8 protein-coding genes are annotated in these 10,347 nt (G+C 55.6%); all 8 read left to right on the top strand.

The genetic code is table 11. The features are described from left to right. A partial coding sequence (locus RTM13_RS12930) for a DUF3304 domain-containing protein (protein WP_312212399.1) occupies nt 1-350 on the top strand: 350 nt, incomplete at its 5' end. After that, nucleotides 338-925 (top strand): DUF3304 domain-containing protein, encoded by a 588-nt coding sequence (locus RTM13_RS12925; RefSeq protein WP_409456040.1) that lies wholly within the window; start codon nt 338-340, stop codon nt 923-925. The genes RTM13_RS12930 and RTM13_RS12925, both read left to right, overlap by 13 nt. Continuing rightward, nucleotides 913-1,563, top strand: coding sequence for a DUF3304 domain-containing protein (locus RTM13_RS12920; protein ID WP_312212398.1), 651 nt, complete (start codon nt 913-915; stop codon nt 1,561-1,563). Before RTM13_RS12925 ends, RTM13_RS12920 begins: the two co-directional genes overlap by 13 nt. After that, nucleotides 1,551-3,971, top strand: coding sequence for a DUF2235 domain-containing protein (locus tag RTM13_RS12915; protein WP_312212397.1), 2,421 nt, complete (start codon nt 1,551-1,553; stop codon nt 3,969-3,971). The genes RTM13_RS12920 and RTM13_RS12915 overlap by 13 nt, the downstream gene beginning before the upstream one ends. Before the next feature lie 22 nt (nt 3,972-3,993). Next, on the top strand, nt 3,994-4,251 hold the full coding sequence (locus tag RTM13_RS12910) for a PAAR domain-containing protein (RefSeq protein ID WP_312212396.1): 258 nt from the start codon (nt 3,994-3,996) through the stop codon (nt 4,249-4,251). 44 nt (nt 4,252-4,295) lie between these two features. Continuing rightward, nucleotides 4,296-5,384 carry a hypothetical protein gene (locus tag RTM13_RS12905; protein ID WP_312212395.1) on the top strand — a complete coding sequence of 363 codons (1,089 nt, stop codon included), beginning with the start codon at nt 4,296-4,298 and terminating at the stop codon, nt 5,382-5,384. Continuing rightward, the gene (locus RTM13_RS12900) at nt 5,371-8,751 is read left to right on the top strand and encodes an ImcF-related family protein (RefSeq protein ID WP_312212394.1); all 3,381 of its coding nucleotides are present in this window, start codon (nt 5,371-5,373) and stop codon (nt 8,749-8,751) included. The genes RTM13_RS12905 and RTM13_RS12900 overlap by 14 nt, the downstream gene beginning before the upstream one ends. Beyond that, the gene (gene tssA / locus RTM13_RS12895) at nt 8,751-10,337 is read left to right on the top strand and encodes a type VI secretion system protein TssA (RefSeq protein WP_312212393.1); all 1,587 of its coding nucleotides are present in this window, start codon (nt 8,751-8,753) and stop codon (nt 10,335-10,337) included. Before RTM13_RS12900 ends, tssA begins: the two co-directional genes overlap by 1 nt. Nucleotides 10,338-10,347: the final 10 nt, after the last annotated feature.

The raw sequence follows: 10,347 nt of genomic DNA, 5'->3' as shown, positions 1-10,347 counted from the left end.
GGCAGGGGGGCGGCGGTGGCTGCTGCTACGGTGTGCCAGCGGAATGGAAACCGGGATTAACGGTAAAAGTGGACTGGGAAACGGGGGTGGGTTTTTCGATGGATTTCCCGGGATTTGAAAACTGGGATGAGTATTTAGAGTGGAAGAAGAAAATAAAAGCGCAGAACCGGGAACACAGCCTGGTAGTTCCGGTTCCGGATTACACTGGGCAAAAAACCTGCGGAATTACGGTCCACTTTTTACCCTGCGACCAAATTAAGGTCACCACCAGCTGCTACGAGTACGGCAACCCTAATTATCCGATTAAAGATCCGATCAAAATGGAGGAACCCAAAGTATGCCCCCAATGAAGCCCGATCTCGCCTGGTATCCGCCGCAATTTCCGGTCCGCAGGTGCTGGTGGGCATATTTAGTTTTTATCGCAGTAACGATTCTGCTTACAGGCTGCGATCGACCAGAGAAGGATAAAACGATCAGCGGCGGCTACGGCACCATTGAAGCTGTTAACCATACCCACTGGGCGATTAATCAATTCAGCGTTGACGGACAGTCGGGGCTGGACGTTATCGGCCCCTGGCAGGGTGGCGGCGGTGGCTGCTGCTACGGTGTGCCAGCGGAATGGAAACCGGGATTAACGGTAAAAGTAGACTGGGAAACTGGTGAGGCTTCTACAGATGATTTTCCGGGATATGAACATTGGGATAAATATTTAGAGTGGGAGAGAAAAATAAAAGAAAGTCATCGGGAACATAAACAAATAGCATCCATCCCCGATTATACCGGACAAAAAACCTGCGGAATAAAGGTCCACTTTTTACCCTGCGACCAAATTAAGGTTACCACCAGCTGCTACGACTACGGCAATCCCAACTATCCGATTAAAGATCCGATTAAAATGGAGGAACCCAAAGTATGCCCACGATGAAGCCCGATCTCGCCTGGTATCCGCCGCAATTTTCGCATGGCAGGTGCTGGTGGGCATTTTTGATTTTTATTTCGGTAACGCTCCTGCTTACAGGCTGCGATCGGCCAGATAAGGAAAAAACGATTAGCGGTGGCTACGGCACTATTGAAGCTGTTAACCATACCCACTGGGCGATTAATCAATTTAGCGTAGACGGACAGTACGGACTGGACATTATCGGTCCCTGGCAGGGGGGCGGCGGTGGCTGCTGCTACGGTGTGCCAGCGGAATGGAAACCGGGTTTAACGGCAAAAGTAGACTGGGTAACCGGTGTGGCTTTTGCAGACGATGTTCCTGAAATTCCTGAGCCGAAAATACCTGACACTACCGGGATGAGTGAGAAAGCCTCTTATCAAGTATTGCAAGCATATTATGATAAAAAACAAGAGTGGTATAAAAAAATAGAAGCACTGAATAAAACGCATGCGAAAATAGTACCCGTGCCCGATTATACCGGACAAAAAACCTGCGGAATTACGGTCCACTTTTTACCCTGCGACCAAATTAAGGTCACCACCAGCTGCTACGAGTACGGCAACCCTAATTATCCGATTAAAGATCCGATCAAAATGGAGGAACCCAAAGTATGCCCACAATGAAGCCCGATCTCGCCTGGTATCCGCCGCAATTTCCTAAACAGGGACGATTACCAACACAGGCCGCGTTAATTGGGAAAAACTGTAAGCAGCAGGACAGCCAGGAGCTGGCCTACCGCGATGAGCTGTGCCTGGCAGCAGGTCGCCTTGTGGAGCCGCCCTGCTGTAAGACGCTGCATATCAGTCTTTTCTTCGACGGAACCGGTAATAATCTGAACAACGATCTCTATATCGCCGATCCTAAACACCCGACCAATATTGCTCGTCTTTTCCGCGCGACCATTGGCCAGGGCTATGCCGGTGGGGTTCAGGGGCATGCCGGGGAGCTGGTGGATATGGCGGGAACGTTAGGCAATAAATATTATAAATACTATATCCCCGGCGTCGGTACCCCCTTTCCGGAGGTGTCGGATCTGGATTACAGCACGTTCGGTCTGGCCTGCGCTACCGGTGGCGAAGCGCGAATTAACTGGGGGCTAATTCGCATCATTGATGCTTTACGACGCACGCTGGGCAAGCCTGCCTTGTCCGATGATGAAAGCTGGAAATCCGTCCGGGCAATGACGACAGAAATGGAGGACAATCGGGCAAATTCCGGATCGATGATGCGGATGATAGAGTTCCAGAGACTTTTAAAAGATCTGGAATCCGACCTTAAGCTGGCCTTAAAGCAGCCTGAACCCGGTAAACCGAAGCTGCTGGGTATTAAGCTCTATGTGTACGGCTTCTCTCGCGGCGCAGCGGCGGCACGGGCCTTTGTTAACTGGCTGGTTGAGCTGTTGCCCAATGCTTTCCGGAAAGGAGCGAAGCCAGATCTCTGCCTGACCCTGGAGGGCGCTGACTGGCAGGTACCCCTGAGCGTTGAATTTTTGGGGCTGCTTGATACGGTAGCTTCTGTAGGCGTCGCCCATATCGCTCCCGTTGCCGAAGGGCATATGGGCTGGGCGGATGGTGCAATGGAACTACCCGATAACGGCCTGATTAAAAACTGCATCCACCTGGTCTCTGGCCATGAACAGCGACTCTGTTTCCCCCTGGACTCGATTTGCCGCCAGGATGGCACCTATCCGTCCTATGCCAGAGAGGTGGTATATCCCGGCATGCATTCGGATATTGGCGGCGGCTATCCGCCAGGCGATCAGGGGAAAGCGACAGGGGACAACGACGGTTATTTACTATCTCAAATTGTATCACATGATTTATATGCAGCAGCATTTGAGACTGGAGCACCATTGAAGGTGTTTCCAACGGCATTACCCAAAGATCTTTTGCCGCAAAGCTGGCGGGGAATGTCAGCTGAGTTACAGCAAGAATATTTTGTGAAGGAAGGGCTTTTTGAACGCTTCAACGCTTGGCGTGAATTAATGCTAAATCTTCCCTCATCTTCGCAGGAAATAAGCGATGAACGCGCCGCCAAATACGAACCTATACGCGCATCAGTCAATATTATTACCGCGCTGGAAGAGCAAATGGCCTGGATAACCGCATGGCGAATAGGACGGTATGCAAGCGGCAACTATACAAAACAACGGTTTTATCTTGAGTCAGCGGCAAAGGGTATGGATCAAGATAGCAATCCAGAGATAAGAGAAAAATCCGAACAGGCGCGCGAGAAACAACAGGAAGAGGTGGAAAAGACGCGCCAAAAAATGCAGGAGTCCGCGAAAAGAGATATCTATATTCCCTACCCGCCAGGGCCAAAAGATTTTGATCCCGCAATGGCGCAGACGCAGCTGCGTTACGCTGCAGAAGAGTTTCGCCAGGATTACCAGTTGGAACCGCGTGCCATAACCGGGAACTGGCTATATAAGGGCATTAATATATTTAGCAACCTGGCTTATATCTTCAGTGATGACGATGCGAGAGGTGAATATAAAAAGTTAAGAAAAGAGGCCAATGAGAAGGTCGCACAGCTTTTTCCTGCTCAGGGAGAAAGCAGCAACGCACAACAGCCTGGAGGTCTGGTGAGGGCACTTTTTGACGATCAGATCCATGATTCCAGAGCCTGGTTTCTGTATGCGTCTTTGGATACCCGCGAGCCGTGGGGAAGTTATTTTTTATATCGGATGATCTATTTCGGTGAACTAATGAGTAAGAATGTTACTCCGCTTGTAAGATATGGACGTGTTATGGATGCGGAGTTTAAAGATCAGGCACCCGGTGCGAGTTTTCTTATCGAGAGAATTGAGAGAGGTGGGCCTTTTATAGGTAATGAATCGTCGCCTGGAGTAAAACAGAAAATATCAGTGGTAAATGCCGCAGACAATATGCCGTTGGCAATGTCATCTGAGCTTCCTTCTCAGCCTGCATTGACAAATGAGTCAGCTGAATTAATCGCCCAGCAACAACAGCTGTATGAGGCAGAAAAACTGGCAAATACAAAAGCAGCCATAGCCGCACTGTGGTCATAACGAAATTATACATGGAGTAAATATGAAACCGGTAATACGCGAAGGCGATACCCTGCGGGAGTATGGGGGAAAAGTCCTGGCCGGACACTATCTCTGTTTTGGAAAAGGCATTGCTACCAAAGGCGATCCTGTTATGTGTAATAAGCACGGTATGACCACGATAAGTGAGGGTAGCGATCTGTCAACGGTAGATGATCAGCCTGTTGCGCTCCACGAACACCACTGCGCCTGTGGCTGCACGCTGGTGAGTTCTTTTCCAGACTGCGGTGTTGAACAATGAGAGCGCTTCCTAACTTTCCTGATTATCGTACCGCAAGGCCGCCAGTGACAAAACGTTGGCTGGGCGCAGGAGCATTACTGGTCCTGGTCGCTGGCGCAACGAGCACACTATTTCGCGGAGCAGAAAGCGACAACGGAACTGTTTTTGCCGCCATGCTTTGTATTTTAATCTTCACTGTGGGGTTGTGGTTTGTTTCGCAAATGCATTACCGCTTTTCAGTTCACAATGCTACCACCTGGAGAAGGGAGGTGGCAGAGAAGCATCGCTGCTGGTGGTATCAGCATCGTCGGCAGTTTTGCCTGGAAGATGTGGTACTGATTGGACCGGCGGGTGCGGAGAGGAAGGACTGGCTGCGTCTGCTTAAGCGTGAGCAAAAAGCACCTGTAGAACATCTGGAGGCAGGCGGTAAAGTCCTGCGTGTGGCACGCTCTTTTTCTGCCGATACGACAGAACGTGAAAACCAGCTGGCTCGTATGCTGGTACTTCAGTGGAAACATCAACGCGACGGCAAAGACTTCACCTCGCCGCAGCGTTGTTACTGGCAGGGGAGCGAGAATACGTGGCAGGCGTTTGTTGGGCAGATGACGAGCGCTTTCCCGAAGATTGTGCTGCCTGAATTTCCTGAGATGTGGATGGGAGAAAGTACGCTATCAGATATCGCTGCGTTTCTGGATCCAGACGATAACGATGCTCACGTTCTGGTAGCCGGATGTCAGTCTGTTCCTGCCTATGCGGCGGGTTTGCAGCCTGCCGGTGAAGCTGCTGTCTTGTGGCTGGCAGGTTCAGAAGGGTCTGTACGACTTTCCCGGGGGGAATTTTTTTCTTCATCAGCGAAAGAATCACTGAAAGAGGTATGCGAACGTGCGCAGGCGCAAAGCGAGCTCGACGCCGCACCTGATGCCTGCATTCTTTTTTCTCACCCGCAACAATCAGAACTGGCTGGCAGCGGCTGGAATATTAGCCATCATCTGCAGGACACATTCTGGGGCAATACGGAAAAACTTGAGATGCTTGTTGTGGTATCACTTGCTGCTATTCATGCGCAAAGCCAATCGCAGCCCTGCGGCTGGATAGCCACGGATCCTTTACACTCTTTGGCTCTTGGAATTATTAAACCAAATGGACATAGATAAAAATCAGAGTGAAAGTTTTTCTGCTGCGTTAACAGTTACAATTGTCGCCGCAGCGATCACGTTTCTTATTTTATCAGGGGGATTTGCGTACTGGTTTTTTATAAAAGACCATGTTGCAAAATGGTCAGTTATTTATCCAATTATGCTGGTGTGTGGCCTGGTCTGGATTATGCTGGCATGTTTAATATCCCTGGCTTCTCTTGCAGTACATACCTGGCTTATCATTAGGGCCAGACGCTTAACGTTGCGTGAGAAAAATAAATTATCAAAGAAAAAAACGCCGATGTTGTCGGGAGAAATAGCCTCTCACCTCCGTCGCCGTCACGGCCCCCTCTGGCGCTATAAAGTCCGTCTATTACTGGTCACCGGCGAGCCAGCGCATATCGCCGCCATCGCCCCTGGCCTTGCAGAGAAGCAGTGGCTGGAGGGCCGCAATACCGTTCTGATTCACGGCGGCACTCTGTCCGCCGCCATCGACAAAGATCGTCTTCACGCCCTGCGTAAGCTGCGCCGCCACCGTCCGCTGGACGGGATCGTGCTTGCTCTTAACGACGCGCAGGCGACGCCCGCCACGCTGGACATCCACCTTCGTACCCTGGAGCAGGTGGGCGAGGTGTTGCACTACCAGCCCCCGGTCTATCTATGGCCAGTCAGCGACAGCGCGTGGCCGCAGGATGCGCGAATTACCCAAACCGTAGGCGCGCTGTTTCCATTACGCGCCACCCCCGAAGCCGCAGGTCAGCAGCTGGCCGCCATTCTGCCTGCGCTAAGAGCGCAGGGAGTGCAGCAGATGCACGTCACTCCGGCACACGACTACCTTCTGCGTTTCGCCCGGCAGCTGGAGACAGAGGGCATTGCCCGCTGGCAAACCCTGCTTACCCCATGGCTGACGGAGCACCAGAGACGTCTTCCGCTGCGCGGCCTGATGTTCAGCCCGACGTTACCGGCGAGCGAAGCGGGCGCATCCGCACATGAGCACCGCTGGCCAGCTCCGGCGGTGTGGCAGGGCGTGAAGAATGATTGCGGGAAAGCCCGTGGCGTGCGCGTGGGGATGGCGTGGGAGCACACGCTGAAGGTCTCACTCCTGACGCTGCTGGCGCTGTGGGGGTTAGGCAGCGTGACGGCGTTTGCGGTTAACCGCCAGCACATTGTTAGCGCTGCCGATCGGGCGCAGCGGCTGGTGCAGCACCCGGCGGTAAACGATAACCAGCTGATGGCACTGCAGGCGCTGCGTAACGATATCGGACGCATGCAGATCCAGCGCACGCACGGTGCGCCCTGGTATCAGCGTTTCGGTCTTGATCATAACGCCTCTCTGCTGGCGGCACTGATGCCGTGGTACGGACAGGCGAATAACCGTCTGATCCGCGACGCGGCCCTGGAGACACTGACGCAGAAGCTGAACGCGCTGGCGAACCTGCCGCCGCGCAGCCCTTTACGTGAAAAGCGGGCAAAACCGGGTTACGGCCAGCTGAAGGCATACCTGATGATGGCGCATCCGGAGAGGGCCGATGCTGCTTTTTTTACCGGCGTGATGAAAGCCGCCGAACCGTCCCGCCCCGGACTGTCGCCTGCGCTGTGGCAGGTTATCGCCCCGGATTTACAGGGCTTCTATATGCAGAACCTGCCGGCACAGCCGTCCTGGAAAATCACCCCGAACGAGGCACTGGTGGCGCAGGTCCGTCAGGTCCTGCTGGAGCAGATTGGTCAGCGTAACGCCGAGAGCACCCTCTACGAGACTATGCTCACGGCTGTTCGCCGCAACTATGCCGATATGAGCCTGGAGGATATGACCTCCGGGACGGATGCCCGCCGTCTGTTCAGCACACGGGAGGTAGTGCCGGGCATGTTTACCCGCCAGGCGTGGGAAGGGGGCATTCAGGATGCAATTGATCACGCGGTGGCTTCTCGACGTGATGAGATAGACTGGGTGCTGAGTGATAACCACAGTAGCGTCTCCGACGATATCTCCCCGGCAGCCCTGAAGCAGCGCCTGACCAATCGCTACTTTACCGATTTTGCCGGGGCCTGGCTGAGCTTTCTCAACAGCATCCGGCTGGATCCGACGCACAACATTACCGACGTCACCGACCAGCTCACCCTGACCGGCGACGTCCGCCAGTCGCCGCTGATTGCCCTGATGAACACCCTGGCTTATCAGGGGCAGACCGGGCAGCAGGGCGAAGCCATCTCTGATTCGCTGGTCAAATCAGCCAAAGCGCTTATCGGCAGGGATGAGCGGCCTGCCATTGACCAGCAGGCCGCAGGACCGGTCGGGCCGCTGGAGGGGACGTTCGGACCGCTGCTTCAGCTGATGGGTAAAAACAGCACGCAAAACGTGATGGCGGCCGACAGCTCGCTCAGCCTACAGACGTACCTTACCCGGCTCACTCGCGTGCGCCTGAAGCTCCAGCAGGTGGCAAATGCGCCGGATCCGCAGGCGATGATGCAGCAGCTGGCGCAGACGGTGTTTCAGGGGAAAAGCGTGGATCTCACCGATACCCTGGCCTACGGCAGCCTGGTTGCGGCAAGTCTTGGTGAAGAGTGGAGCCGATTTGGTCATACCCTGTTTGTGCAACCGCTGACGCAGGCATGGCAAACGGTACTGCGGCCATCCGCGGCCAGCCTGAACGATCGGTGGCAGCGTGCCATTGTCGCCAACTGGCACGCATCCTTTGACGGCCGCTACCCCTTCGCCGCCGGAAAGAGTGACGTGTCCCTGCCGATGCTGGCAGAGTTCATCCGCCATGATACCGGACGTATCGACCGCTTCCTCACTACCCAGCTGGGCGGTGTGCTGCATAAAGAGGGCAGCAGCTGGGTGGCGGACGAGACCAACAGCCAGGGACTGACCTTCAGCCCGGCCTTCCTGAAAGCGGTGAACCAGCTCAGCCAGCTCTCCGATATCCTTTTCACCGACGGCAGCCAGGGCATTAGCTTTGAAATGCAGGGCGTGGCGATGCCGGAGATTGTCGAAACGCAGATGACGATCGACGGACAGACGCTGCACTACTTCAACCAGCTTGCCGACTGGCAGAGCTTTCGCTGGCCGGGGGTGATTAACAAACCCGGAGCGATGCTGACCTGGACCTCTACAACGACGGGGGCGCGACTGCTGGCTAACTACAGCGGCGCGTGGGGCGGGATCCGGCTGCTGGAGCAGGCGAAACGCGAAAAGGTCAGCGACGGCCTGTACCGGCTGACCCTTACAGCTCCGGATAACCGCCAGCTGCAGTGGCTATTGCGCACCCAGATGGGCGATGGACCGCTGGCGCTGCTGAAGCTGCGTCGCTTTGCTCTGCCGGATGCCATCTTCAGCGTGGGTGCGACGGCTGCTGCGGATAACGGTAATAGGGAGATGAACTGATGGCCTCCCTGCAAACGTTACTCACGGCCTGCATGGCCGAGTCGGCAACCCTGGCGAAACAGACCCAGCAGCGCCTGGCCCTGTGGGAAAACTGGTTACAGCCCGTCACCGCAGGCAACCCCACCGGTGACGATCCCGGTTACGACGACGATTTTCAGCGTATGCGTGAAGAGGTGAATAAGCTCTCCGGCGCGGATACGGCGCTCATCTGCCAGCTTGCTGAAAAGCTGCTGATCGCCGCAACGAAAGATATCCGCGTCGCCACCTATTACGCCTGGGCGCGGCTGCACCGCGATGGCGAAGCAGGGCTGGCAGACGGGCTTGAGCTGCTGGCAGGGCTGATGCAGCACTTCGGCACGCAACTTCATCCGCAGCGTGACCGAAGCCGTAAAGGGGCCATGGAGTGGCTCGCCGGCGGCAAAATGCTCGACAGCCTGTCTCTCTACCCGGAGGTCAATAACGGCGACACCCTGCGTATCGCCGGGGCGCTGCTGCTTATTGACCAGCTGAACGCTGAGTTGTCGCAGGAGAGCCAGCCGCAGCTGGTTCCGCTGTACGGCGCGCTGGAAAACCGGCTTCAGCTGTCCGGTGGCGCGGATGCCGTAGTACCACAAAACGCAGCCAGCACCCCTTTCCCATCACATCTTAGCCTGCCTGAGCTGGCCCGTATTGCCTCCGGTCAGGAGCTGCTGGCGCAGGGGCGCGTCCTGGCGGCGTATCTACGGGAGCAGCCAGGCGGCTGGCTGGCGGCTCACCGACTGTTGAAAAACATCCGTCATGACACGCTGAACGAGCTTCCGACGCAGACGGCAGATGGGCGGACCCGCTTTGAACAGCTGAAAATCGATCCACGTGCGCAGCTTAAGCGTCTCTATCTGCAGCAGCAGTGGCAGCCGCTGCTGGAAGCCGCAGACGATCTGCTCTCGCGTGGTGCCTGCCATCTGTGGCTGGATTTACAGTGGTATATCCACCAGGCGCTGCTAAAGCAGGGCCGCGAAAACGAAGCAGCCATCGTCCAGAACGATCTGAAAGGATTGCTGAGCCGCGTGCACGGCCTGGAGCGGCTGGCCTTCAATGACGGCACGCCTTTTGCCGATGAGGTCACCCTGAACTGGATCCAGCAGCAGGTGCTGGCTACACCCCTGAGCTTTCACGAGCTTCCGGTCAGCAGCGTTGCGACCTCAGAAGACAATGACATCCTGCAACTGGAGCCGGAGGCACTGTCGCTGGCCGACAGTGAAGGTCCAGAAGCGGCCCTGGCCTGGCTGCAACATCGCCCTGGCATAACCAGTGCGCGAAGCCGCTGGCTGCTGCGTCTGCTGATGGCACGCGTCGCCGAACAGGTAGGAAAAAACGACCTGGCGCAGCATCTGCTGGCAGAGCTGGATAGTCACGCGGCCTCGCTTTCCCTGGTGCAGTGGGAGCCGGTACTCCTTTTTGAGGTCAAAGCGCGGCGGCTAAAACTGTTGCGTATAAAGGCCGGGCGCAGCGAAGCGGATAAAACGCGTCTGCAACCGGAAATGGCGTCGCTGCTTGCCGGGCTGATCGCCATCGATCCGGCGCGGGCCGCCGTATTGTGCAGTTAATCCCCCTTGC

Source organism: Pseudescherichia sp., assembly GCF_031979925.1.
GTDB lineage: Bacteria > Pseudomonadota > Gammaproteobacteria > Enterobacterales > Enterobacteriaceae > Pseudescherichia.
This window is presented reverse-complemented; position numbering and strand designations above follow the sequence as displayed.